We start from the raw sequence: 22,686 nt of genomic DNA, 5'->3' as shown, positions 1-22,686 counted from the left end.
TGGAGGCCGCCATGGGCGACCGCACCTGGCCGACGCTGCTCACCGCCCTGCTCCGCGGGGACGACCTGTCCACCGAGGACACCAAGTGGGCGATGGGTGAGATCTTCACCGGGTCGGCCACGCCCGTGCAGACGGCCGCCTTCGTGATCGCGCTGCGCGCCAAGGGCGAGACGGCGGCCGAGGTCGCCGGGTGCGCGGAGACGATGCTGGCCCAGGCGACCCCGGTGCCGATCTCCGACGAGCTGCGCAACGCGGCCGTCGACATCGTCGGCACCGGCGGGGACCGGGCCAACACCGTGAACATCTCCACCATGGCGGCGGTGGTCACGGCGGCCGCCGGGGTGCCGGTGGTCAAGCACGGCAACCGGGCCGCGTCCTCCTCCACCGGCGCGGCCGACCTGCTCGAGGCGCTCGGGGTCACGATCGACCTGGGTGCCGAGGAGGTGGCCCGCTGCGTCGCGGAGGTCGGCATCGGCTTCTGCTTCGCCGCGCGGTTCCACCCCGGCATGCGCCACGCCGGCGTGCCGCGCCGCGAGATGGGCGTGCCGACGGTGTTCAACTTCCTCGGCCCGCTGACCAACCCGGGCCGGCCCACGGCGGCCACCATCGGCTGTTTCGACCTGCGGATGGCGCCGGTGATGGCCGGGGTCATGGCCGGCCGGGGGTACTCCGTGCTGCTGGTCCGCGGCGAGGACGGCCTCGACGAGTTCACCACCGCCGCCCCGACGAGGGTCTGGGTGGTCAGCGGCGGCACGGTCACCGAGACCGTGCTCGACAGCGTCGACCTGGGCCTGCCCCGCTCGGCCCCGGGCGACCTGCGCGGCGGTGACTCGGCCCACAACGCCGACGTGGCCCGGCGGATGTTCGCCGGCGAGCCCGGCCCGGTGCGCGACGCGGTGCTGCTCAACGCGGCCGCCGCGCTCACCGCCCGGGGCGGCATCGACCCGCAGAACCTCCAGGACCAGCTCAAGGCCGGCATCGAGCGCGCGGCCGCGGCGGTGGACTCGGGCGCGGCGACGGCCCTGGTCAAGCGCTGGGCGGCCTTCAAGCCCGCCGAATGACGCGTCGCGGCGCCGAGTCATCGAGCCGCGCATAACCGACAAGCCGGGCCGCGCGTTGGTTGGGGCATGGCCGAACTGCCGCGCAACAACCCCAAGAAGGCGCTGCTCTCCGCCGTCGTGGCCGGCGCCCTGACGCTCGGCTTCGCCGGCATGATGTTCCGCGCCTGCAGCGCGCCCGCCAAGCAGCAGGCCGAGTCGGCCAACCAGGCCCTGGAGATGGTCGACTCGCTCGCCTCCCGGCTGGTGCTCGGGCTCGACTCGGACGCGACGATGCAGTACGGCACGCCCTCTGGCGCGGTCGTGACGGTGTCGCAGTCGGCGCCGCGGCGGGCGTACCGCAGCGGGTCCATGACGTACATCTCGACGCCCGACGGCACGTTCCTGTGCCAGATCGGCCCGGCCCCCTCCCCCACCAAGGGCAAGAAGCCCACCACGGTGCCCGTGATGTGCCAGGAGGGCCCGGGGGCGGACACGATGTCCCCCACCGAGGCCAAGGCCATCAGCGAGGCGTTCGGGGGCGAATTCCTGGCCCCCGAGGCGGCCCTGGGGCGCCTGGCCACGATCGCGCAGGGTCAGGGGGCGCGGGCCGGGGCCTCCAAGCGCGGCGACGCGCAGTGCGTGTCGGTCACCGCCACCGGGATCCGCACCGAGACGGCGTGCGTGAACCCGGCCGGGCTGCTCGCCTACTTCCAGGGCACCTCCGACGCGGGCAAGACGACCGAGCTGGTGCTGCAGTACACCACCCCCAGCGTCAGCGAGGAGGCCTTCCAGCCGCCGCGGGCGGTCGGCCCCTCCCCGACGCCGTCGACCGCGAAAGCGTCCAAAAAGTAATCCGACACGCGGGCGAGGGTCCGGCCCACGGCGCCGCGGCGATGGCACGGTGGCGGCATGCAGCTGCACTGCGACACCTGCGGCCGGGTGCGGACCTTCGAACGCCCGCCGCGCCCCGCCCACCCGGCGGCGAACCGCCCGGACCTGGCCTGCACGGGCTGCGGCACGGCCGTCGCGGTCGCCCCCGTGATCCTGCTCATGGACCGGCGCCCGCGGGTGCTGCTGCGCCGGCCGAGCCGGCGCGCCGCCTGAACCTCCGTTCAGCTACCGGCAAGTACCGCTCGGCGCAGAGTTCCGCCGCGGGCGACATCGACAGGCAACAATCCGGGCCATGAAGCTCCGGCGCCTCGTCATTCCCGTCACCGCGCTGCTCATCGCGATCGGCGTCGCCACCGACGCCCACGCCGCCGTGCCCGCCGACAAGCCGGCGGTGCTCACCTCCTGGTCGCAGCCCACCGCGGCCAGCGCCAACGCCTGGCTCTCGGCCCGCCAGCACCAGTCGGACTGGGCCTCCTACGGCTTCGACTGGTCCACCGACTACTGCTCGGACAGCCCCGACCAGCCGCTCGGCTTCGACTTCCGGCTGCCGTGCGCCCGGCACGACTTCGGCTACCGCAACTTCAAGGCCATCGGGACGTTCCCGGCCAACAAGGGCCGCATCGACGACTCGTTCTACTACGACCTGAAGGCCAAGTGCGCGGCGTACAACGTCTTCGTGCGCCCGGCCTGCACCAGCCTCGCGTGGACGTACTACCAGGCCGTGAAGGCCTTCGGCAGCGTCGCGTTGAGCGACGCCGCCCTGGACCGCGCCGCCGACCTGCTGGCCAAGGGACAGGCCGCCGAGGCCCGTTCGCGGGCATGAAAAAGGGGGCCCGAGGGCCCCCTTTTCCTAGGCGAAACTCAGTGCTCGGCGCCGCGGCGGGTGCCGGTGTAGTACTCGAACATCAGGCCGCAGGTGGCGACCAGCACCGAGATCAGGCCGACGGCCACGAGCCACCACTGGTCGAACGCCAGGCCGAGGCTCGCGATCATGGCCGAGAGGGCCAGGCCGAAGGGCCAGTAGCTGCCCGGGCTGAAGAAGCCCAGGTCGCCTGCGCCCTCCGCGATCTCCGCGTCGGGGCGGTCCTCCGGGCGCGGCTCGATGCGCCGGGAGATCAGCGCCAGCGCGCCGCCGATCATGGTCAGCAGCAGGCCGGACAGGATCAGCGCGACCACGCCGATCCACTCGACGCCGCGGTGCCCGGTCTGCTCGGGCGACGCCGCGCTGGTCCACCAGCCGTAGAGCCCGGCCATGGCGAAGATGAACAGCGCCAGCACGAAGAAGAGACGGTTCTCAGCCTTCATGTCCGTGCCCCTGTCAGCTCGAGGACCGCTTGGTGCGGTCGGTGTCGAACGGGTGGGTCGTCGTGGCGTAGCCCTGGTTCGGGAAGCCGAGCGACGCGAGCGCCTCGGGGGTGCTCTTGCCCGCGGTGCGCAGGGACAGGTACTGCGTGTACTGGTCCGGGTTCACGACCCGCAGCTCGAAGTTCATCATCGAGTGGTACGTGCCGCACAGCTCGGCGCACCGGCCCACGTAGGCGCCCTGGGCGTTGTCCTTGAGCTTGATCTCGAACCGGTTCTCCACGCCAGGGATGACGTCCCGCTTGAACAGGATGTCCGGCACCCAGAACGAGTGGATGACGTCCCGCGAGGTCTCCTTGAACTGCACCGTCTTGCCCGCCGGCAGCACCAGCACCGGGATGTAGTCGTCCGAGCCGACCGTGGTGATGTCCTTGCCGTCCGGGCCCTTGGTGTTCGTGTAGACGAACTGCCAGTTCCACTTGGAGGCGATGACCTCGACGTTGACGTCCGGGTTCTTGGACAGCCGGTCGACGTCGGTCTGGATGACCGCGGTGTAGAAGAACAACACGGCGATGACCACGAACGGCGCCACCGTGTAGAGAATTTCGAACGGCATGTTGTACCGCGTCTGCGGCGGCAGCGCGTCGCCCCGCTTCCGGTAGCGCACCACGCACCAGAAGATCAGACCCCACACGAAGACACCGACGGCGAGCGCCGCGACGACCGACCCGATCCACAGGTCGAACATCCGGTCACCCTGCTCGGTGATGCCCTTCGGCCAGCCGAAGCCGTGGAACGTGTCCTCGACGGAGCATCCGGCGAGCAGGGTCGTCACCCCGACGGCCGAGACGGCGAGCCCAATGGCTCGCGCGGGGCTCAAACCTCTTGAGACCACCTGCTCCTGCCTCCTTAGCAGCGCCGTGAAAGCGATCTTTAGGTAGCTTCGCACGGCAAGCCTCTCCAACGCTGGCGAGCGTACTCGACCATGTGCGGTCCGCCCGGCTTGGGGTAGCCGTGTCCGGGTCGCGATAGCGTTGCCCGGGTGGGCGTCTACTTGGACTCGGCCACCGCCGTGCCCCCGCATCCCGTTGCCAGGCAAGCATTTCTGGCCGCCATCGAGGACGGCTGGGCCGACCCCGGCCGGCTCTACACCCCGTCCCGCCGGGCCCGCCGGCTGCTGGACGCGGCCCGGGAGACCGCCGCCGCGGTGCTGGGCGTGCGCCCCGACGAGCTGCACTTCACCTCCGGCGGGTCGGACGCGGTCCGGCGGGCCGTGGAGGGCGTGCGGCGCTCCCGCGACCGGCGCGTGGTGGTGCACACAGCGGTCGAGCACTCGTCGGTGATCAAGGCCGCCGGGGACGCCGCGGTGAGCGTGCCGGTGTCGCGCACCGGGGTGGTGGACCTGCCCGCGCTGGAACTGGCGATCAATTCCCCGGAAGTGGCCCTCGCCGCCGTCCAGAGCGCGAATCATGAGGTGGGGACGGTGCAGCCGGTGGCCGCGGCGGCCGAGCTGTGCGCCGCCGCGGGGGTGCCGCTGCTGGTCGACGCCGCCCAGTCCATCGGCCGGGTGCCACTGCCCGGGGGCTGGTCGCTGCTGGCCGGCAGCGCCCGCAAGTGGGGCGGGCCGGCCGGGGTGGGGGTGCTCGCGGTCCGCAAGGGCACCCGGTGGGAGTCCCCCTGGGACGACGGGGCGACGGACGTGCCCGCGGTGGTCGCGGCCGCGGCGTCGCTGCGGGCCGCGGCCGAGGAGGCCCAGAAGGAGTCGGTACGGCAGGCCGCCCTCGTCGCCGAGATCCGCCACGCGGTCGCGCGGAGCGTGCCCGACGTGGAGGTGGTCGGCGAGCCGGACGAGCGGCTGCCGCACATCGTCACCTTCTCGTGCCTCTACGTCGACGGCGAGGTGCTGCTGCAGGCCCTCGACCGGGCCGGCTTCGCCGTCTCGTCGGGCTCGGCCTGCACCTCGGACACCCTGCGGCCCTCGCACGTGCTCGCCGCGATGGGCGTGCTCACCCACGGCAACGTGCGGGTCTCGCTCCACAGTGGAGTATCCGCCGAGGACGTCCGCACGTTCCTCGGCGTGCTGCCGGGGCTGGTCGCCGAGGCGCGGGCGGAGGCCGGCCTGTGACCCTTGTCATCGATGCGCTCGGCAAGCGGTGTCCCCTGCCGGTGATCATGCTGGCCAGGACGGCCGCCGGGCAGGCGCCGGGGACCGAGATCGCGGTGCTGGCCGACGACCCGGCGGCGGCCCTGGACATCCCGGCCTGGTGCCGGATGAAGGGTCACACGTTCGTGGCGACCGAGGGCGACCGCCACACCGTGCGTCTCTAGGCCGCCCGGAGACGGCGGATGAGCAGGTACGCCTCGCAGCCCAGGCACAGCCCGAAGAAGCCGTTGAGGAACGCCGCGACCAGGGCGAACGCCGCGAAGACGATGCCGAGGACCGTGGCGCCCGACAGGTAGCCGGCCACGGTGACGACCGTGAAGACCAGGCCGACGGTCTGGGCGAAGCGGACCGGGGCCGGGTCCTCGCGCTCGGCCGGCGGCGCGAGGCGGGGCGCCACGAGATGGCGGTAGATGAGGCCGTACGGCGTGCGGCGCGGGTCGTAGGCGCCGATGGCGAAGATCACAGCCTGGGCGAGGGCGAGCCAGCCGCTGCCGGTGAGCAGGACGACCACGAAGACGATCGTGGTGAGCACTGCGGCGAACCGGGGACCGCGGGGGTCGAGTCCTGTCGTGTTCATGCCGCCATGACCTCCGTGACCGTGCGGCGCAGCTCGGACCTGTCGGGGACGCCGACGCTGCGGCGGGCGATGTTGCCGCCGCGGTCGACGATCAGCAGCGTGGGCAGGCGCCAGATGTCGAGGGACTTCACGGCGTCGAGGTGCGCGTCGGCGTCGACCTCGACGTGCCGTACACCTGGAAGGGTCTGGACAAGATCGGCGCAGACGGCCTTCACCTGGCGGCACGGGGCGCAGGTCGCCGAGGTGAAGTGCAGCAGGACGACGCCGTCGGAGGCGCCCGGGGGCAGCAGACCGGGAGGAAGGTCGCCGGCCGACGTGCGGAGGCGACCGTAGCGGGCTCGGTAGAGCAGGCCGGCGACGGTCGCCACGGCGAGGACCGCCAGGACCAGGTACGTCACGGCGGCCACGATACTCCGATCCCTATCAAGTCGATAGGGATACGTTGATCACGCGGGGAGGTGGGCGCGGATCTCGTCGGCGACGGAGTCGCCGTACGTGACGGCGATGCGCTTGGCGAAGTCGTCGCGCTGGATGGAGTACTCCTGGGGGCCGACGGTCTCGAGCACCAGCGCCGCCACCGTCGAGCCGACCTGGGCCGCCCGCTCCAGGCCCATGCCCCACGACAGGGCGGCGAAGAAGCCGGCCCGGAACGCGTCGCCGACGCCGGTCGGGTCGACGCTCTGCACCCCGCGCAGCGCCGGGACGCGGATCTCGGCGTCGAGGCTGCGGCTGCGGATGAGCGCGCCGTCCTTGCCGAGCGTGGTGACGATGATGTCGACCTTGTCCAGCAGCACGTCCGTGGTCAGGCCGGTCTTGGACTGCAGCAGCTCGAACTCGTATTCGTTGGTGAGCAGGTAGGCGGCGTCGTCGACGAGCTTGGCGATGTCCGGGCCGGACATGAAGGCCAGCTGCTGGGAGATGTCGGCGGCGAAGGGGATGCCCAGCTCGCGGCACTCCTCGGTGTGACGGATCATGCCGACCGGGTCGTTGGCGCCGATGATGACCAGGTCGAGGCCGGCGGCCCGGCTCGCGACCGGGGAGAGCTCGATGTTGCGGGCCTCGGACATGGCGCCCGCGTAGAACGAGGCGATCTGGTTCATGTCGTCGTCGGTGGTGCAGACGAAGCGGGCGGTGTGGGCGATCTCGCTGACGTAGATCGACTCGCAGTCCACCCCGTGGCGGGTGAGCCAGCTGCGGTAGTCGTCGAAGTCGGCGCCGACCGCGCCGACCAGGATCGGGCGCAGGCCGAGCAGGCCCATGCCGAAGGCGATGTTGGCGGCAATCCCACCGCGACGGACCGTGAGGTCGTCGACGAGGAACGACAGCGACACCTTGTGCAACTGGTCGGCCAGGAGCTGCTCGGCGAAGCGGCCCGGGAAGTGCATCAGGTGGTCGGTCGCGATCGAGCCGGTGACGGCGATCTTCATAGAAATCCTCGATGGATTCGGGCGGCGGGTGAACGAGCCTGAACAGACTACCCCCCGAACCTTTACTTTCCCGTTACAAACGAAAGGGCCACCCGACCTCGGTCGAGTGGCCGTTTCGCGTGCTTTGAGCTTGGTGTTCCGAGGCCTAGTGGAACGAGTCGCCGCAGGCACACGAGCCCTGGGCGTTGGGGTTGTCGATGGTGAAGCCCTGGGCGTCGATGCGGTCGGCGAAGTCGATCGTCGCGCCGGTGAGGTAGGGCACGCTCATGCGGTCGACGACGACCTCGAAGCCGTCGTAGGTGCTGATCTTGTCCCCGTCGAGCGAGCGCTCGTCGAAGAACAGCTGGTAGCGCAGGCCCGAGCAGCCGCCGGGCTGCACCGCGACGCGCAGCCGCAGGTCGCCCCGGCCCTCCTGCTCGAGCAGCGCCTTCACCTTGAGAGCGGCATCCGCGGTGAGGCCGATGCCGGCCGGGTTGTCCGTCTGAACGGGCTCGGCAAGCTGCGAAGCGGTCACGATCAAAGCTCCCTGCGGTGATGTCTACAGTTCCTTCAGAAGCCAACACCCCGGCTTCCGATGGCATTCCCTCTCATAGTGACACGGTTTCTGCTAGCGGCTCCACTGCCAGGGCTTTCCGGTTCCCGGACCCACCCACGGCACCCCGCGGCGGGTATGGCCCTACGACCTGTGGCTAGCGGCTCCACTGCCTCGCCAGGCGCCGGCCCAGCTCACGCAGGCCGTCGGCGGGGCGGGCGAGGGCCGTGGCCACGCTGCCGAAGTGCTCCACCAGGCTGTGGGCCTCGGTGACACCGATCGAGGCGGCCTCCCGGCGCCCCGCGTCGACCCGGCCGGCCAGCACCACGCAGGGCACCCCGAGGTCGCGTGCGGCGTTCGCCACACCGGCCACGACCTTCCCGCGCAGCGACTGCTCGTCGAAGGAGCCCTCCCCGGTCACCACCAGCCCGGCCTCCTCCAGCTCGGCGTCGAGCCCGGTGAGCCGCCGGACCAGCCCAATGCCGGACTCGACCCGCCCGCCGACCGCGAGGATCGCCGCCCCGAGCCCGCCGGCCGCCCCCGCCCCCGGCAGGCCCGCGAGGCCGGCCGGCGCCCCCGGGAGCCCTCCCAGCACCTCGGCGAAGCGGGTCAGCGCCCCGTCGAGCACGAACACGTCCTCGCGGCCGGCGCCCTTCTGCGGCCCGTACACCGCGCTCGCCCCGTGCAGGCCGAGCAGCGGGCTGTCCACGTCGGTGGCGGCGACCAGCGTGGCCCCGCGCAGCCGGGGCTCGCCGCCGAGCGCCGCGACGCCGGCGAGGGCTGCTCCCCCGTACGGCAGCGCGTACCCGGCCGCGTCCAGCGGCGCCGCCCCGACTGCGGCGAGGAAGCCGGCCCCGCCGTCGTTGGTCGCGCTGCCGCCGAGCCCGATGACGACCTCCCGGGCCCCGGCCTCCAGCGCGGCGAGGACCAGCGACCCGAGGCCGAACGTCGTCGTGTGTTTGGGATCACGCTCCGCCTCGGCGAGGAGGTGCAGGCCGCAGGCTTCGGCGCTCTCGACGTACGCGGTCTCGCCGTCCAGCAGCACGTGGCCCTCGACCGGGCGGCCGAGCGGGTCGGTGGTCGGCACGGCGAAGCGCTTGGCGTCGGGAAGGGCCGTGGCCAGCACCTCCCCGAAGCCGGGGCCGCCGTCGGAGAGCGGGTGGAGCACCAGCTCGTCGCCGGGCTTCTCGGACCGCCAGCCCTCGGCGAACGCCTCGGCCACGCCGACGGCCGAGATCGTGCCGGCAAACTTGTCGGGGCACACGAGCACGCGCATTGGGTCATTGTGCGCGCCGCCCGCGCTCGCGCTCCCCGGGCGGTCCCGGTTGCGTCGATTCCCGACATGTCGGGCGCTGGCGCGCCACGACATGTCGGATTTATACCCCGACAGGCGTAATTTCGGGTGTGGCGACATCTCGGCATATCTGGCTCAGGGTGCGAATCGCCCGGCGGGCGAAAAGTCGGATAAGTCGTGGCGCGGAGCGCCCGACTTATCCGCAATGCCGGTTTGGTCGGTCATCGCGCACGTCACAGTTCCCGCCGCGACGCAGCGTGGGACCATCAGGACGTGACCTGGGATGAACCTTCGTCTACCGCCACCGCGCTGCTGTTGCTGGGGCGTGGCACCGATCCCGACACCGAAAAAGGGGTCGAGTGTCCCGGCGACCTGCCCGCGCCCAGCGACCCTGGGCTGGTCGAGCGCGCCCGTGCCGCCAAGGCCGCGCTCGGCGATCGCGTCTTCGTGCTGGGACACCACTACCAGCGCGACGAGGTGATCCAGTTCGCCGACGTGACCGGTGACTCCTTCAAGCTCGCGCGCGAGGCCGCGGCGCGGCCCGAGGCCGAGTACATCGTGTTCTGCGGCGTGCACTTCATGGCCGAGAGCGCGGACATCCTCACCTCCGACGCGCAGCGGGTCGTCCTGCCCGACCTGGCCGCCGGGTGCTCGATGGCCGACATGGCCGTGCTCTCGCAGGTCGAGAAGGCCTGGGAGCGGTTCGCGGCGCTGGGGATCGCCGGGGACGTCGTGCCGGTGACGTACATGAACTCCTCGGCCGACATCAAGGGGTTCGTCGGGCGCAACGACGGCGTCGTGTGCACCTCGTCGAACGCCGAGACGGCGCTGCGGTGGTCGTTCGAGCAGGGCAGCAAGGTGTTCTTCCTGCCCGACCAGCACCTCGGGCGCAACACCGCCGTGCTCAAGCTCGGGTTCGAGCTCTCCGACTGCGTGCTCTACGACCCGCACAAGGCCAACGGCGGGCTCACCGACGAGCAGCTCCTCGCGGCCAGGATGATCCTCTGGCGGGGGCACTGCTCGGTGCACGGGCGGTTCTCACTCGACGCCGTGCAGGACGTGCGCTCCCGGGTGCCGGGGGTCAACGTGCTGGTCCACCCCGAGTGCCGGCACGACGTGGTCACCTCGGCCGACTACGTGGGCTCCACGGAGTACATCATCCGCATGATCGACAACGCGCCGGCCGGCTCGGCGTGGGCGATCGGGACCGAGCTCAACCTGGTCCGGCGGCTCGCGCTGGCGCACCCGGACAAGCAGATCATGTTCCTGGAGCGCAACGTCTGCTACTGCTCGACGATGAACCGGATCGACCTGCCGCACCTGGTGTGGGCGCTCGAGGAGCTCGTCGCCGGGCGGGTGCCCAACCAGATCACGGTCGACGCGCAGACCGCGCACTACGCGCGGGTCGCCCTCGACCGGATGCTGGCGCTGCCGTAGGACCACCCGTTCGACTGAGACGCCGGCGCCCCCGCCGAGGGGGAGCCGGCGTCTGCGTAGCGCATAGTGAGCCGTCACCCTCTGTGGTGATCTGTGTCCGAGTCCCGTCTTCGTGCCAGGGCTGACGTGCGCCTGACTTTTGCATGCAGTAGATGTGGATATGCTGCGCGGGCGATGCGGCGCGAATTCCGCGCTCCGGTCACGCTGTGTCAGCGTCTTGCTTCTATTTCCTGCCTGCAGGAGGGGTTCCGTGACCAACTACGACGCCGGTGACGTCCTCACCGTGCACGGCGGCACGCCGCTCAACGGCGAGCTCCGTGTGCGCGGTGCCAAGAACCTTGTCTCCAAGGCGATGGTGGCCGCGCTGCTCGGTGAGACTCCGAGCCGGCTGTACGACGTCCCCGCGATCCGCGACGTCGAGGTGGTCACCGGCCTGCTGGAGCTGCACGGCGTCAAGGTCACGCGCGGCGCGCTCGACGGCGAGCTCGTCTTCGACACGTCCGACGTCGAGTCGGCCAACGTCGACGAGATCAACGTGCACGCCGGCTCCAGCCGCATCCCGATCCTGTTCTGCGGGCCGCTGCTGCACCGCCTCGGCCACGCGTTCATCCCCGACCTGGGCGGCTGCAACATCGGCGGCCGGCCGATCGACTTCCACATCCAGGCGCTGCGTGAGTTCGGCGCGGTCGTGGACAAGTCCGAGAAGGGCATGGACATCACCGCGCCCGACGGGCTCAAGGGCGCGAAGCTGGAGCTGCCGTACCCGTCAGTCGGCGCCACCGAGCAGATCCTGCTGACTGCGGTGCGCGCCGAGGGCGTCACCGAGCTGCGCAACGCCGCCGTCGAGCCGGAGATCATCGACCTCATCTGCGTGCTGCAGAAGATGGGCGCGATCATCAAGGTGCACACCGACCGGGTCATCGAGATCCAGGGCGTGCCCCGCCTGACCGGCTACAGCCACCGGCCGATCCCGGACCGCATCGAGGCCGCCAGCTGGGCCGCGGCGGCGCTGGCCACCCGCGGCGACGTGTTCGTCAAGGGCGCGCGGCAGGCCGACATGATGACGTTCCTGAACCTCTTCACCTCGGTCGGCGGGGCGTTCGAGATCGACGACGCGCCGGGCACGGGCGGCATCCGCTTCTGGCACCCGGGCGGCGAGCTCAAGGCCGTGGCCATGGAGACCGACGTGCACCCCGGCTTCATGACCGACTGGCAGCAGCCCATGGTCGTGGCGCTCACCCAGGCCCGGGGCCTGTCGATCGTGCACGAGACGGTGTACGAGCGGCGGCTGGGCTACACGGCGGCGCTCAACCAGATGGGGGCGACGATCCAGACGTACCGCGAGTGCCTGGGCGGCACGCCCTGCCGCTTCGGCCGGCGCAACTTCATGCACTCGGCGGTCATCGCCGGGCCGTCCAAGCTGCACGCGGCCGACCTGGTGATCCCCGACCTGCGGGCTGGCTTCAGCCACCTGATCGCGGCGCTGGCCGCCGAGGGCACCTCCCGGGTGTACGGCGTGAAGCTCATCCAGCGCGGCTACGAGGACTTCGAGGGCAAGCTCAACGCGCTGGGCGCCCACGTGGAGCTTGGCTGAACGCACGGTGCGTAACGGCCAGCCGGCCGCCGCATTGAGAGAAATCGGCTGAGAGGTAGCCGATGCTGCTGATCTTCCGCAGCGTCGGCTACCCTTCGTGTCGTGCCGTCGCTGTTTCGCCGTAAGCCAGAAGCGCCCGAAGCCTCCGTCGCCGTCTCCGAGCCCGAGACGCCCGCGACGAGGAAGGGCTACACCCCGAGCAAGGAAGAGCTGGGGCAGAAGACGCCCAAGCGCGTGATCGCTGGGCGCCGGGTCCCCGAGCCGCCTGCGGCCAACCGCAAGGAGGCCACCAAGCGCCTGCGCGAGAAGCAGCGCCAGGAGCGCCTCGAGGCGCGCGAGGGCATGGCCAACGGCGACGACCGCTTCCTGCTGGCCCGCGACAAGGGTCCGGTCCGCCGCCTGGTGCGCGACATCGTGGACTCCCGCCGCACGATCGGGACCTTCTTCTTCGGCACCACGTTCCTCGTCATGATCGTGGGCTTCAACCGATCGCTGAACCCGAGCATCTACATCGCCGCCAACGCGCTGTTCTTCGTGATGCTGCTGGCCACCCTCGTCGATGGCTTCCTGATCTCCCGCTCCGTGAAGAAGCTGGTCAAGCAGCGTTTCCCGGACGCCAAGGACAAGATGGGCTCGCTGTACCTCTACGCGGTCATGCGCTCGATCTCGTTCCGTTTCATCCGCAACCCGAAGCCGCAGGTCAAGATCGGCCAGCCCATCTGATCCTCTGTCGGCCGCCCGGACACGTTTCGGCGGCGGCGGTGGCGGTGGAGGGGCTCCAAGCCGTAGTCTCCCTTCGCGACCGGACCACAACGTCACCGGTAGGCGCGTGGCGGGCGCCGGTGCAGCATGGGTGCCGGAGCGTGGCGAGGAGAGCGAAGCTGTGAGCGACGAGTACCCGGGGGAAGAGCCGGGAACCGCCGCGCCCAACTGGGCGGCCGTGCCGACCGTGCCCCGCGGGCGAGTTCCGGAACAGCGACGCGACGAGGCCGACCGACTCGGGCGTGGCCAGCATCGCGGCCAGGCCCCTGACCAGGGCGGATACGACTCGCGCGGCCGCGGATACGACGACGCTCGCGGATACGACGACCGCCGCCCGCACGACGACCCCCGCGCCTACGACGACCGGCGCGACCACGGCGCCCCGCGCGGCCACGACGATCGCCGCGCCCCCGATCGCCCCCGCGGCCACGACGACCGGCGCGGTTATGACGAGCCCCGCGGCTACGAGGATCGCCGGGGGTACGGCGACCAGCGCCCCCACGACGACCGCCGCGGCTACGACGCGCCCCGCGGCTACGACGACCGGCGTGGATACGACGAGCGGCGTGGCTACGACGCGCCCCGCGGTTACGACGACCGGCGCGCCCACGACGAGCCCCGCGGCTATGACGACCGGCGCGGGCACGACGAGCCTCGCGGGTACGACGACCGGCGCGCCCACGACGACCGCCGCTACGACGACCGCCGGGACCACGGCGACCCCCGCGGCCGCGGTGAACAGCGCGGCTACGGCGACGGCCGGGACTTCCCCGACGGCCGCAGGCACGACGAGCGGCGCGGCGACCAGGACGACCGCCGCGAGTTCACCGACGGCCGCGGATTCGCCGACCGGCGCGAACCCGGCGGCCCGCGCGAGCGCGACGACCGCCGCGAGTTCACCGACGGCCGCGGATTCGCCGACCGGCGCGAACCCGGCGGCCCGCGCGAGCGCGACGACCGCCGCGAGTTCACCGACGGCCGCGGGTTCCCCGACCGGCGGGACTACGGCGACCAGCGCGGGGGCGATCCGCGCGGGTACCCGCCGGGGCGCGGCGCGGAACCGGGCGGCTACCCGGCGCGACCGGCGCAGGGCAACGCGTACGGGCGGCCGCGCAGCCGGGCGCTCGACGAGCCGACCGACGAGGTGCCGCGGGTGCGGCGGAGCAATCCCGGGCATCCCCGGACCGCGAACCCGCAGGCCGGGCCGCCGGCGGCGCCGGTGCGCTCCTCCGGGCGGGCCACGGTCGGCCGGGCGGCGCCGGGCGTCTACGGTACGCCCGAGAACGCCCCGGTCAGCGCCGCTCCCGTGAGCTCGGCCCCGGTCAGCTCGGCACCCGTCAGTTCGGCGCCCGTCAGCTCCGCGCCCGTCAGCTCCGCGCCCGTGAGCTCGGCACCGGTCAGTTCGGCGCCGGTGAGCGCCGCTCCCGTGAGCAGTGCGCCCGTGAGTTCGGCGCCCGGCGGTCCCGGTCCGGTCACGTACGGTCCGGTCGTCTACGGGCCGATCACCCCGGGGCGGAACAACCCGGGGCAAATCCCCCACCGACCGATCGACTCCGGGCCGGGCAACGCCGAGCCGACCGCGCCGGCGGCCGCGGCTCCCGAGCCGCCGCGCAACGCGCCGGTCAGCGCCGCGCCGGTGAGTGGCGCACCAGTCAGCGGCGCGCCCGTGAGCGGTGCGCCGATGGGTGGGGCACACGCGAGCGATGCCCAGGACGCGCCGGTCGGCGGCGGGGCACACTCCCGTGGCGGTCATGCGGCCGAGGAGCCCGAGCGCGGCGCCGACGGCGATGGCGGCGGGAACGCGGACGAAACGCCCGTGAGCGCGGAAGCCGCGCACGGCGCGCCCTCGGGGGACGAGGGCACTGGTGAAGTTGCCGAGGTCGATCCGGGTGCGGTGGGCGGAAGCGTGAGCACAGGCGGTACGAGCGCCGGGTCCTCCGGTCCTGGGATCCGCGTCGAGTTCGTGGAGGTCGGCGAGGCGCCGGCGCCGTCGGTGGCGTCCGGGGACTCCATGGGCGCCTATCGCTCCGCGCAGCTGACCGGGGCCGGGGTCGACGGGCTGCAGGCGACCGGGTACCTGCCCATCGTGCGGCCGGGTGCCGAGGGGTTCCCGCCCGAGCTGGCGGCGATCGCGCCGACCTCGCCGCCGGGGCCGCGGGCCGAGCCGGCCGCCGGGCCCGACCCGGAGCAGGTGCTGGCGTCGTTCGTCTGGCGGTTCGATCCCGACACGCTGCGCGAGCAGGTCGAGGGGGACGAGGTGGTACGGGTCACCGAGATCCGCGACCAGCTCACGGCGAAGCTGAACGGGGTGTCGGACAACCCGACGCGGGCGCGGCTGCTCAGCCTCCGCGCGGTGGTGTCGCGAATCCTCGGGGACCTGCCCAAGGCGTTCGCCGACGGCAAGCTGGCGCTCGCGCACGCGGAGGCGACCGGCGAGCTGCGGCGCATCGCGATCGCGCAGGCCCGCCTGGCGCACGTGCTGCAGTGGCGGGAGGAGTTCGAGGAGGCCGACCGGCTGTTCACGCTGGCCAACTCCTCGGAGCTGCCGGACCGGCTGCGGGCGACCATGCACCAGCACGCCGGCAAGTGCGCCTACGACCAGGGGCGCTACATGGAGGCCTGCAACCACTTCGAGCGGGCGCTGGACCTTCGCAAGGAGGAGGATCCTGAGCTCATCGCGCAGACCGAGCTGGCCCTGGACGCGGTGTTCCGGCGGGTGGCCGAGAAGGGGTGGGGGCCGTACCCCCGCAGCCGCGACGAGATCCTGCAGATCCGCAAGGCGCCCTCCCCCGCGTTCGACGAGCAGACCCAGCGCTGGGGGTACATCGAGGCCGACGGCAACTTCGTCATCGGGCCCGGATACCTCGACGTGCAGCCGTTCCGCGACGGCGTGGCCTGGGTGCACCGGCAGGGCGCGCAGAACTGGGAGCTCATCGACGACGGCGGCCGGGTGCTGATCGAGCCCGAGGCCGGGTACATCGGCGTGGGCAGCTTCTCCGACGGCGTGGCCTGGGTGTCGCGCGACGGCACCACCCGGTGGATCGCCATCGACAAGAACAACACCGTGCTGATCTCCACCGGGTACGACGACGTGCGGCCCTTCCGCCGGGGCGTCTCGGCGGTGCGGCGCGGCCGGCACTGGGGCGCGGTCGACAGCGTCGGGCGGGTCGTGGTCCAGTTCCAGTACGACGGCTTCGCCACGGCGCTGCTCGACGGGCGGTACATCGACGGCTTCAGCGACGAGGGCCTCGCCGTCGTGTCGCTGGACGGGCGCAAGGGCGTGGTGGACCGCTCCGGGCGGGTGCTGGTGCCGCCGGTGCACCACACCATCATGATCCACCCGGTGGCGTTCCTGATCGTCGACGACGCCCAGCGCTGGGGCGCGCTGGACCGGCGCGGGCGGACCATCATCCAGGCCACCTTCGCCAGCCGGATCGGCGTCACGGACGAGATCGACCGGCTGCTGGCCGACACCCGCCCGGTGATGTAGCAACGGCCCGACATAGGGTCGTGACATGGAGTTTCGACACCTCGGCCGTTCCGGTCTGCTCGTCAGCGAGATCTCGTACGGCAACTGGATCACTCATGGTTCGCAGGTCGAGGCGGAGCAGGCCACAGCGTGCGTGCACACCGCCCTCGACCTCGGCATCACGACTTTCGACACCGCCGACGTCTACGCGGGCACGCGCGCCGAGGTGGTGCTCGGCGACGCGCTGAAGGGCCAGAACCGCGACGGCCTGGAGATCTTCACGAAGGTCTTCTGGCGCACCGGGCCCGGCCGCAACGACAGCGGCCTGTCGCGCAAGCACATCATGAAGTCGATCGACGGGTCGCTGCGCCGGCTGCAGACCGACTACGTCGACCTGTACCAGGCACACCGGTACGACCACAGCACGCCGCTCGAGGAGACCATGGAGGCGTTCGCCGACGTGGTCCGGGCCGGCAAGGCGCTGTACATCGGCGTGTCGGAGTGGCGGGCCGAGGAGATCCGGGCCGCCGCGGCGCTGGCCAAGGAGCTGCGCATCCAGCTGGTGTCGAACCAGCCGCAGTACTCGGCGCTGTACCGGGTCATCGAGGCCGAGGTCGTGCCGGCCAGCGAGGAGCTCGGGATCGGGCAGATTGTGTGGTCGCCGCTGGCGCAGGGGGTGCTCACCGGGAAGTACAAGCCGGGCCAGCCGGCGCCGGCGGGCTCGCGGGCGACGGACCAGAAGTCGGGGGCCGGCTTCATCGCGCGGCTGCTCCAGGACGATGTGCTGGAGGCGGTTCAGCAGCTGCGCCCGCTGGCCGAGCAGGCCGGGCTGTCGATGGCGCAGCTCGGGGTGGCCTGGGTGCTGCAGAACCCCAACGTCTCGTCGGCGATCGTCGGCGCCACCCGGCCCGAGCAGCTCGAGGACAACGTCAAGGCGTCCGGGCTCACGCTCGACGCGGAGCTGCTCAAGCGGATCGACGAGGTGCTGGAGCCGGTCGTGCAGCGGGACCCCGCGCTGACGCAGAGCCCCGCCTCGCGGCCGTAGCCCGCCGGGCTAGAACGACCAGAACCGGAACAGCGAGTAGCCGTAGTCGGCCTGGTAGGACGGGAGTCCTATCAGGTCGCCTATGCCGTACACGACCGAGAAGAACCAGACGTTGATCCGCGGCGACCACAGCAGCGCGATGAGGATCAGCATGCCCCAGGGCGCCACGTGGTTGAAGCCGCGCTGCCACTGCGGGGACAGCCACGGGTAGACGAGGTTGCCGCCGTCCACGCCCGGCATCGGCACGAAGTTGAGCACGCTGGCCGTGAGCTGCAGGAAGGCCAGGAACGCCAGCCCCGCCCAGAACTCCGGCTGCCCGGACGTGTCCAGGCCCAGGGTGAACGGCATCACCAGCAGGATCGCCAGCACCAGGTTCATCGCGGGCCCGGCGAAGCTGATGAGGCTGTCGACGAACCGGCTGCGGATGGCCCCGTGGTTGACCCAGACCGCGCCGCCGGGCAGGCCGATGCCGCCGATCAGGACGAAGACCAGGGGCAGCACGATCGACAGCAGGGGGTGGGTGTACTTCAACGGGTTGAGCGTCAGGTACCCGCGATGCGCGATGTCGTGGTCGCCGCCCTTGAACGCGACCAGCGCGTGGGAGTACTCGTGCAGGCAGAGCGAGATCGTCCAGCCCGCGGCGACGAAGAGGAACACGTTGATCCGCGCGTTGCCGTAGCCCTCGAACGCCATCCAGCCGCTGGCCACCAGCAACGCGAGCAGCCCGAGGAAGATCGCACTCGGGCGGAACGCCTCCTTGGGCAGCCGGCTGGTCCGGCTGCCGAATTGCCCGTAGTACGACACCTCAGCCCCCGGCCGGCAACAGATTCATCCGGTACTCGGTGCGGTCGTCCTCGGTGAGGATCGCCGTCGTCGCGCCCTTGGCCACCAGGTCACGCCAGCTTTGGCCGAGCCACGACTCCGCGTCGGACTGGCTGGAAAACGCCTCGTTGGGCCCATCCACGGACCTACTCTCAGCGTCTTCGAACTGCCACGTCCACGCCATGGTCACACTCCTGTTCCCAGTGGAAAGACTTCGAGCGTATCGGCCCGCTGGCCCTGAGCCGACTCCGGCCACGGGTGTCCCTCTAAAGTACGGGGCATGCGGTTGCTGGTGCTCGGAGGAATCCGGTCCGGAAAGTCGGAAGCGGCTGAGGCGCTCGTCGCCGGGGCCGGCGTGGTGCGGTACGTCGCGACCGCCCAGGAGAGCACGTCGGACGGCGGCTGGACGGCGCGCATCGCCGCGCACCAGGCCCGCCGGCCTTCGGACTGGCGGACCGAGGAGATCGGCGGGGCGCCCGAGCGGCTGGCGCAGCTGCTGACCGAGGCCAAGCCCGAGGAGACGATCCTCGTCGACGACCTCGGCGGGTGGCTCAGCGCGGTGTACGACAACGGCGGCGACTGGTCCGATCCGTCGTACGCCGACGGCCCGATCGGCGCCCTCGCCGACGCGGTGCGCTCGTGCGCGGCCGCGCGGCTGGTGCTCGTGAGCCCGGAGGTGGGCCTGGGCGTGCTGCCGGCCACCGCCTCGGGCCGCACCTTCGCCGACGCCAACGGCCTGCTCAACCAGCGCGTGGCGGCCGCCTGCGACTTCGTGGGCCTGGTCGTGGCGGGCCAGATCTCGTGGCTCGGCGGCGGGGAGGGTCCGCGGCCCGCTCCCGTGGTGCCGATGGCCGAGCCGTTCGTCTTCGAGGCGGCCGGGGCGGGGACGGTGCTGTCCACGGCGGACGGCGGCGACGCCCTGTCCTTCTCCCCCGGCATGGAACTTCCGCTGCCGGACGAGTCGACCGCCCACGAGGCCGGCGAGCGGCTGCTGACCCTGCGGCTCAACGGCGCGGGCCTCGGCGGGCTCACCCCGGTCGTGCGCTTCGCCGGCGGCGTGCAGGGCCGCCCCGACCCGCGCCCGTTCCAGCGTCCGCGGGTGCTGGTGCTGCGCGGCGACCGCACCGGCGGGTTCGCCGCCGGGGACACGGCCGAGGCCGCCGACCGCCGCCTCCAGGAGGTGGTCGAGGGCACCGGCACGATCGCCATGCTCGCCGCCACCGCCGGGGCGAGTGTGCAGGCCATCGACTGCCCGGACGCCGGCCCGGCCGAGGTGCACGACTCGCTGGACGACTCCTCCGTGGACGCCGCGCTGACCCTGGGCTGGCGCCTCGCCGACGCCGCCGCCAACGAGGGCGTCGACATGCTGGTCCTGGCCGCCTGCGGCGCGGGCTCGGACGCCGCCGCGGCCGCCGTCGTGGCGGTGCTCACCGGCGCCGAGCCGGCCGCCCTGCTCGGCCGGGTGGTGGACTCCTCCGGCTTCGTCGACGACGCCGCCTGGATCCGCAAGGTCGCCGCCGTGCGCGACGCCCGGCACCGCATCCGCGCCCGCAGCCGCGCCCCGCACGTCATGCTCTCGATGCTCGGCGGCGGCGACATCGCCGTGGCCACCGGCGCCATCCTCGGCGCCGCCTCCCGCCGCCTGCCGGTCATGGTGGACGGCCCGGTCGCCATCGCCGGCGCGCTCGTGGCCCGCGACTACGGCGCCCAGACCCGCCACTGGCTGCTGATGCCCGACCACGGCGAGAACCCGACGGTCAAGCTCGCCGCCGACGTCCTCGGCGCCGTGCCGTTCCTGCAGATGGGCCTCGCGCTGGGCGAGGGCGCGACGGCGCTCACCGCCCTGCCGCTGGTCAACACGGCCCTGACGATCGCCGCGGCCACCCCGATCCGGGTCGCCGAGCCCACGCCGGCCGCGGACGGGCTGAGCGAGCAGGAGCGCATCGAGGCGGAGATCCAGCGCGTGGTGGCCGACTCGCCGACGGCGGAGATGCCGTACGTGAAGCCGTCGTGGGAGGCCTGAGGCTCGCCCTGAGCCTGTTCACGGTCGCGCCGGTCCGGGCGTCGAGTCTGGACCGCCCGGCCGTACGTCACGCCATGCTCCTGGCGCCGCTCGCCGGCGCGCTCCTGGGGCTGGTCCTGGGCCTGGCCGGCCGGGGGCTGGTCCTGGCGGGGGCGACTCCCCTGCTGGGGGCGGCCGTGCTGGTCGCCCTGTCGCTGCTGCTGACCCGCGGGCTGCACGTGGACGGGCTGGCGGACACGGCGGACGGGCTGGGCTCGTACGCCACTTCCGACAAGGCCCTCGAAATCATGAAAAAGTCGGACATCGGGCCGTTCGGCGTGGCGGCGATCGCGGCGGTGCTGCTGATCGACGCGGCCGCGGCGGCCTCGCTGCTGGCCCGGCCGTTCTGGAGCTCCGTGGCGACCGCGGCGGCGGCGTTCGCCGCGGGGCGGCTCGGGGCGACGGTGGCCTGCCGCCGGGGCCTGCCGGCGGCCCGCCCGGAGGGCATGGGCGCCCTGGTGGCCTCCACCGTGCCGCTCGCGTGGCTGGCCGCAGTGACATTGGTCACGGCCGGGGCGGCGTCGCTGGCCTCCCCGTGGCGGGGGCCGCTTGCCGTCGTGGTGGCGGTGGCCGTCTCCTGGGGACTGACCACCCACGCCCGGCGGCGGTTGGGCGGCCTCACCGGTGACGTGATCGGGGCGGCCGTCGAGCTGTCCACGGCGGGGGCGCTGATCGTGCTGGCGGTGGGTTGACGGGCAGCGGCACAGCGCCGCCCGTCAACCCCGGGATCAGCGGACGGAGGACGTGACGAACGGGGGCTTCACCACGCGGACGGCGGAGCGCCGGCCCCGGACGTCCAGCGCGACCTCGTCGCCCTCCGAGACGCCGGCCGCCGTGTCGATCAGGGCCAGGCCGATGCCGACCTTGCGGGTCGGGGAGAAGGTGCCGCTCGTGACCTCGCCGATGGCCGTGTCGCCCGACAGGACCGTCATGTGGGCGCGCGGGATGCCCCGGTCCAGGGACTCGATGCCCCACAGCAGGCGGCGGGGGCCCTCGGCCTTCTCGGCCAGCAGGGCGTCGCGGCCCCAGAAGGCGGGCTTCGACCAGCCCACGGCCCAGCCCGAGCGGGCCTGGACGGGGCTGATCTCCAGCGACAGGTCCTGGCCGTGCAGCGGGTAGCCCATCTCGGTGCGCAGGGTGTCGCGGGCGGCCAGGCCACAGGGACGGGCGCCCGCCTCGACGATGGCGTCCCACAGGGTGTGGGCGTCGTGGGACGGGACGACCAGCTCGTAGCCGTGCTCGCCGGTGTAGCCGGTCCGGCAGACGACGACGTCGGTGCCGGCGTGCTCGGCCACGGTGAAGCTCATGTAGTCGTGGTCGGTCGGCAGGCCCAGGGAGTCCAGCAGGGGCTTCGAGCGGGGGCCCTGCACGGCCAGGACGGCGAACAGCTCGTGCTGGTCGACCACGCTGATGCCGTTCGGGGCGGCCGCGGTCAGACGGCGGACCACCTCCGCCGTGTTGGCCGCGTTGGGGATGAGGAATACGTCGTCGTCGCCGAACCGGTACGCGATGAGGTCGTCCACCACGCCACCGTCGTCGTCCAGGCAGAGGGTGTACTGCGCCTGGCCGGCGCTGATCCGATCGAGGTCGTTACTCAGGCAGGCGTTGACGAAACTGGCGGCGCCGCGGCCCCGGACCCGGGCCTTGCCCAGGTGCGACACGTCGAACACTCCTACGTCCTCGCGGACGGCCGCGTGCTCCTTGAGCACGCCGCCGCCGGCGTATTCGAGGGGCATCTCCCAGCCGCCGAACGCCGCGAACTTGGCACCGAGCGCCGTGTGACGGTGATACAGCGCGGGGTGCCGCAAGGGTTGCGTCATGCCCGCAACCTATCGCGTTGGTTATCGTGTCCTGCACCCGAATCGGCGGCATGCTGAAGCTGCGGAAAAGCCATAGTGAATCCGGCCGCCCACAAAACGCACACGAACCACGAGTGATGTGGAGCATCTGTGACCACCCTGACCCTGGTCGACACCGACCCAGCCGACCTCGCCGCCGACGCCGTCGTCATCGGGCTCTACGCCGAGGAGGGCGGCGACACGAAGCTGCAGCTCGCCCCGGGCGCCGAGAGCGTGGCCGCGGCCTTCAGCGAACGGCCGGGCGGCGGGCTCGCCGAGACCCTGCGGGTGCTCGGTGCGACCGGCGCGCTCGGCGAGGTGACCAAGCTGGCCGCGTTCGGGGCGGTGCCCGCGCCGCTCGTGGTGGCGGTCGGCCTGGGAGCTCCGCCCGCCGGGGACCCGGCCCAGGCCCCGGCGGGCGAGTCGCTGC

General features: G+C 72.4%; 23 protein-coding genes and 1 pseudogene. 14 read left to right on the top strand and 10 right to left on the bottom strand.

Translation table 11 applies throughout. The features are described 5' to 3' along the window. The first annotated feature begins 11 nt into the window (after positions 1–11). The 4 genes from trpD to ABD352_RS02170 all read left to right on the top strand — a co-directional run bounded on the left by trpD (position 12) and on the right by ABD352_RS02170 (position 2,754). Positions 12–1,061 carry an anthranilate phosphoribosyltransferase gene (gene trpD, locus ABD352_RS02185; RefSeq protein ID WP_344610460.1) on the top strand — a complete coding sequence of 350 codons (1,050 nt, stop codon included), beginning with the start codon at positions 12–14 and terminating at the stop codon, positions 1,059–1,061. A 66-nt stretch (positions 1,062–1,127) separates the two neighbouring features. Then, positions 1,128–1,892: a hypothetical protein gene (locus ABD352_RS02180; protein ID WP_344610459.1), complete on the top strand. Its 765-nt coding sequence runs from the start codon at positions 1,128–1,130 to the stop codon at positions 1,890–1,892. A 57-nt stretch (positions 1,893–1,949) separates the two neighbouring features. Continuing rightward, on the top strand, positions 1,950–2,144 hold the full coding sequence (locus ABD352_RS02175) for a hypothetical protein (protein WP_344610458.1): 195 nt from the start codon (positions 1,950–1,952) through the stop codon (positions 2,142–2,144). 79 nt (positions 2,145–2,223) lie between these two features. Then, on the top strand, positions 2,224–2,754 hold the full coding sequence (locus ABD352_RS02170; protein WP_344610457.1) for a phospholipase: 531 nt from the start codon (positions 2,224–2,226) through the stop codon (positions 2,752–2,754). A 38-nt stretch (positions 2,755–2,792) separates the two neighbouring features. On the opposite strand, the gene ABD352_RS02165 is transcribed toward ABD352_RS02170, so the two are convergent. Further along, positions 2,793–3,236, bottom strand: coding sequence for a cytochrome c oxidase subunit 4 (locus ABD352_RS02165; RefSeq protein WP_344610456.1), 444 nt, complete (start codon positions 3,234–3,236; stop codon positions 2,793–2,795). Between the two features lie 13 nt (positions 3,237–3,249). Then, complete coding sequence (gene ctaC, locus ABD352_RS02160; RefSeq protein ID WP_425553441.1) at positions 3,250–4,113, bottom strand: aa3-type cytochrome oxidase subunit II; 864 nt, start codon at positions 4,111–4,113, stop codon at positions 3,250–3,252. 162 nt (positions 4,114–4,275) lie between these two features. On the opposite strand from ctaC, the gene ABD352_RS02155 reads away from it, so the two are divergent. Together ABD352_RS02155 and ABD352_RS02150 are read left to right on the top strand one after the other, a co-directional pair. Then, positions 4,276–5,358 (top strand): cysteine desulfurase family protein, encoded by a 1,083-nt coding sequence (locus ABD352_RS02155; protein WP_344610455.1) that lies wholly within the window; start codon positions 4,276–4,278, stop codon positions 5,356–5,358. A gap of 47 nt (positions 5,359–5,405) precedes the next feature. Continuing rightward, positions 5,406–5,561, top strand: a complete 156-nt coding sequence (locus ABD352_RS02150) for a sulfurtransferase TusA family protein (RefSeq protein WP_344610565.1) — start codon at positions 5,406–5,408, stop codon at positions 5,559–5,561. On the opposite strand, the gene ABD352_RS02145 is transcribed toward ABD352_RS02150, so the two are convergent. From ABD352_RS02145 to ABD352_RS02125, 5 genes are all read right to left on the bottom strand, one after another. Next, positions 5,558–5,974: a DUF4395 domain-containing protein gene (locus ABD352_RS02145; RefSeq protein ID WP_344610454.1), complete on the bottom strand. Its 417-nt coding sequence runs from the start codon at positions 5,972–5,974 to the stop codon at positions 5,558–5,560. The two genes, ABD352_RS02150 and ABD352_RS02145, sit on opposite strands and share 4 nt — an antisense overlap. Next, positions 5,971–6,372 carry a thioredoxin family protein gene (locus tag ABD352_RS02140; RefSeq protein WP_344610453.1) on the bottom strand — a complete coding sequence of 134 codons (402 nt, stop codon included), beginning with the start codon at positions 6,370–6,372 and terminating at the stop codon, positions 5,971–5,973. Before ABD352_RS02140 ends, ABD352_RS02145 begins: the two co-directional genes overlap by 4 nt. A 48-nt stretch (positions 6,373–6,420) precedes the next feature. Then, a complete protein-coding gene (locus tag ABD352_RS02135) occupies positions 6,421–7,401 on the bottom strand; it encodes a carbohydrate kinase family protein (protein ID WP_344610452.1) in 981 nt (326 codons plus the stop codon). 145 nt (positions 7,402–7,546) lie between these two features. Then, positions 7,547–7,915 (bottom strand): HesB/IscA family protein, encoded by a 369-nt coding sequence (locus ABD352_RS02130; protein ID WP_425553440.1) that lies wholly within the window; start codon positions 7,913–7,915, stop codon positions 7,547–7,549. A 175-nt stretch (positions 7,916–8,090) separates the two neighbouring features. Further along, positions 8,091–9,209 (bottom strand): glycerate kinase family protein, encoded by a 1,119-nt coding sequence (locus ABD352_RS02125; RefSeq protein WP_344610451.1) that lies wholly within the window; start codon positions 9,207–9,209, stop codon positions 8,091–8,093. A gap of 291 nt (positions 9,210–9,500) precedes the next feature. On the opposite strand from ABD352_RS02125, the gene nadA reads away from it, so the two are divergent. From nadA to ABD352_RS02100, 5 genes are all read left to right on the top strand, one after another. Further along, positions 9,501–10,664, top strand: coding sequence for a quinolinate synthase NadA (gene nadA / locus ABD352_RS02120; RefSeq protein WP_344610450.1), 1,164 nt, complete (start codon positions 9,501–9,503; stop codon positions 10,662–10,664). Between the two features lie 250 nt (positions 10,665–10,914). Further along, entirely contained in the window at positions 10,915–12,258 is a 1,344-nt protein-coding gene (gene murA / locus ABD352_RS02115; protein WP_425553439.1) for a UDP-N-acetylglucosamine 1-carboxyvinyltransferase, read from the top strand. A gap of 102 nt (positions 12,259–12,360) precedes the next feature. Next, positions 12,361–12,981, top strand: coding sequence for a DUF3043 domain-containing protein (locus ABD352_RS02110; protein WP_344610448.1), 621 nt, complete (start codon positions 12,361–12,363; stop codon positions 12,979–12,981). Positions 12,982–13,141: 160 nt separating this feature from the next. Further along, positions 13,142–16,510 (top strand): WG repeat-containing protein, encoded by a 3,369-nt coding sequence (locus ABD352_RS02105; protein WP_344610447.1) that lies wholly within the window; start codon positions 13,142–13,144, stop codon positions 16,508–16,510. 25 nt (positions 16,511–16,535) lie between these two features. Beyond that, a complete protein-coding gene (locus tag ABD352_RS02100; RefSeq protein ID WP_344610446.1) occupies positions 16,536–17,534 on the top strand; it encodes an aldo/keto reductase family protein in 999 nt (332 codons plus the stop codon). Positions 17,535–17,543: 9 nt separating this feature from the next. Here ABD352_RS02100 and ABD352_RS02095 read toward each other — a convergent pair whose 3' ends face one another. Together ABD352_RS02095 and ABD352_RS02090 are read right to left on the bottom strand one after the other, a co-directional pair. Next, positions 17,544–18,338 (bottom strand): site-2 protease family protein, encoded by a 795-nt coding sequence (locus tag ABD352_RS02095; RefSeq protein ID WP_344610445.1) that lies wholly within the window; start codon positions 18,336–18,338, stop codon positions 17,544–17,546. A 1-nt stretch (position 18,339) separates the two neighbouring features. Continuing rightward, complete coding sequence (locus ABD352_RS02090) at positions 18,340–18,540, bottom strand: hypothetical protein (protein ID WP_344610444.1); 201 nt, start codon at positions 18,538–18,540, stop codon at positions 18,340–18,342. Positions 18,541–18,636: 96 nt separating this feature from the next. Between ABD352_RS02090 and ABD352_RS02085 the strand changes: the two genes are divergently transcribed. Both ABD352_RS02085 and cobS read left to right on the top strand, forming a co-directional pair. Beyond that, positions 18,637–20,379: a bifunctional adenosylcobinamide kinase/adenosylcobinamide-phosphate guanylyltransferase gene (locus tag ABD352_RS02085; protein ID WP_344610443.1), complete on the top strand. Its 1,743-nt coding sequence runs from the start codon at positions 18,637–18,639 to the stop codon at positions 20,377–20,379. Further along, positions 20,367–21,110 carry an adenosylcobinamide-GDP ribazoletransferase gene (gene cobS / locus ABD352_RS02080; protein WP_344610442.1) on the top strand — a complete coding sequence of 248 codons (744 nt, stop codon included), beginning with the start codon at positions 20,367–20,369 and terminating at the stop codon, positions 21,108–21,110. Before ABD352_RS02085 ends, cobS begins: the two co-directional genes overlap by 13 nt. 36 nt (positions 21,111–21,146) lie before the next feature. Here the strand turns inward: cobS and gcvT are convergent, their stop codons facing one another. Next, on the bottom strand, positions 21,147–22,238 hold the full coding sequence (gene gcvT, locus ABD352_RS02075) for a glycine cleavage system aminomethyltransferase GcvT (RefSeq protein WP_344610441.1): 1,092 nt from the start codon (positions 22,236–22,238) through the stop codon (positions 21,147–21,149). 129 nt (positions 22,239–22,367) lie between these two features. On the opposite strand from gcvT, the pseudogene ABD352_RS02070 reads away from it, so the two are divergent. After that, positions 22,368–22,686 (top strand): annotated as a pseudogene (locus ABD352_RS02070) (M17 family peptidase N-terminal domain-containing protein); the annotation flags it as partial.

It is taken from the genome of Dactylosporangium salmoneum (genome assembly GCF_039532525.1).
In the GTDB taxonomy this organism is placed as follows: Bacteria; Actinomycetota; Actinomycetes; order Mycobacteriales; family Micromonosporaceae; genus Dactylosporangium; species Dactylosporangium salmoneum.
The sequence above is the reverse complement of the archived record's forward strand: the minus strand, read 5'-3'. Positions and strand labels throughout refer to the sequence as shown.

Bases quoted from the DNA above. Each gene is read 5' to 3' on its own strand.
- trpD (WP_344610460.1), top strand. From the start codon at position 12: ATGGGCGACCGCACCTGGCCGACGCTGCTCACCGCCCTGCTCCGCGGG.
- ABD352_RS02180 (WP_344610459.1), top strand. From the start codon at position 1,128: ATGGCCGAACTGCCGCGCAACAACCCCAAGAAGGCGCTGCTCTCCGCC.
- ABD352_RS02175 (WP_344610458.1), top strand. From the start codon at position 1,950: ATGCAGCTGCACTGCGACACCTGCGGCCGGGTGCGGACCTTCGAACGC.
- ABD352_RS02170 (WP_344610457.1), top strand. From the start codon at position 2,224: ATGAAGCTCCGGCGCCTCGTCATTCCCGTCACCGCGCTGCTCATCGCG.
- ABD352_RS02165 (WP_344610456.1), bottom strand. From the start codon at position 3,236: ATGAAGGCTGAGAACCGTCTCTTCTTCGTGCTGGCGCTGTTCATCTTC.
- ABD352_RS02150 (WP_344610565.1), top strand. From the start codon at position 5,406: ATGCTGGCCAGGACGGCCGCCGGGCAGGCGCCGGGGACCGAGATCGCG.
- ABD352_RS02145 (WP_344610454.1), bottom strand. From the start codon at position 5,974: ATGAACACGACAGGACTCGACCCCCGCGGTCCCCGGTTCGCCGCAGTG.
- ABD352_RS02135 (WP_344610452.1), bottom strand. From the start codon at position 7,401: ATGAAGATCGCCGTCACCGGCTCGATCGCGACCGACCACCTGATGCAC.
- ABD352_RS02125 (WP_344610451.1), bottom strand. From the start codon at position 9,209: ATGCGCGTGCTCGTGTGCCCCGACAAGTTTGCCGGCACGATCTCGGCC.
- ABD352_RS02100 (WP_344610446.1), top strand. From the start codon at position 16,536: ATGGAGTTTCGACACCTCGGCCGTTCCGGTCTGCTCGTCAGCGAGATC.
- ABD352_RS02090 (WP_344610444.1), bottom strand. From the start codon at position 18,540: ATGGCGTGGACGTGGCAGTTCGAAGACGCTGAGAGTAGGTCCGTGGAT.
- ABD352_RS02085 (WP_344610443.1), top strand. From the start codon at position 18,637: ATGCGGTTGCTGGTGCTCGGAGGAATCCGGTCCGGAAAGTCGGAAGCG.
- gcvT (WP_344610441.1), bottom strand. From the start codon at position 22,238: ATGACGCAACCCTTGCGGCACCCCGCGCTGTATCACCGTCACACGGCG.